Below are 846 nucleotides of genomic sequence, written 5' to 3'. Positions count from 1 at the left end.
GCGGCCATCACGCAGGTGCTGGAGAGTCCGGAAGGCCAGGCCCTGGAAGATACGGTCCTTGAGAGTCTGAGTAACGCGGTCCGCTACGACCAGAAGTATTTCGATAAAATAGTGGCTTCCCTTTTACCATTACTGGAAAAACTGACCAGCGGTAAAATGGCCTCCCTGCTTTCACCGGACTACCGGGACATCAGTGACCGCCGTCCGCTTCTGGACTGGCAACAGGTTATCCGCAATAAAGGGATTGTGTATATCGGCCTCGATGCGATGTCGGATGCGGATGTGGCGTCAGCCGTGGGTAACTCCATGTTTGCCGACCTGGTGTCGGTGGCCGGGCATATCTACAAGTTTGGTCACGAAGGCGACCTGCCGGCGCCGGCGGGAAAAGCGAAAAAGCCGTCCATCAGCCTGCACTGTGACGAGTTTAACGAACTTATGGGGCCGGAGTTCATTCCGATGGTGAACAAGGGTGGGGGGGCAGGGATTGAGGTGACGGCCTACACCCAGACCTGGTCTGATATTGAGGCCCGTATCGGGAACGCGGCCAAAGCCGCCCAGGTGACCGGCAACTTCAACACCCTCATTATGCTGAGGGTAAGGGAGAAGATGACGGCAGAGCTGCTGACCAGCCAGTTGCCGGAGGTGGATGTGTACACCAAAACGCTGGTCTCCGGCTTTACCGATATCTCAAATCCGGAGCAGGGGGCGCACTTCACCTCAAACACCCAGGACAGGGTGAGCAGCGTGAGGATGCCGCTGATTTCGACAGCGGAGCTTATCAGCCTGCCAAAAGGACAGGCATTCGCTCTGCTGGAAGGCGGAAAACTGTGGAAAATCAGGATGCCG

At 57.0% G+C, this 846-nt stretch carries 1 protein-coding gene; it reads left to right on the top strand.

Going from position 1 to position 846, the window contains the following annotated elements; genetic code table 11:
* A partial coding sequence (gene traD, locus BZK42_RS27900; protein WP_143329787.1) for a conjugative transfer system coupling protein TraD occupies positions 1–846 on the top strand: 846 nt, incomplete at both ends.

Origin of the sequence: Citrobacter braakii (genome assembly GCF_002075345.1) — a bacterium.
Lineage (GTDB): Bacteria > Pseudomonadota > Gammaproteobacteria > Enterobacterales > Enterobacteriaceae > Citrobacter > Citrobacter braakii.
Note: the sequence above shows the minus strand (reverse complement) of the source record. Positions and strands in the feature narration are given on the sequence as shown.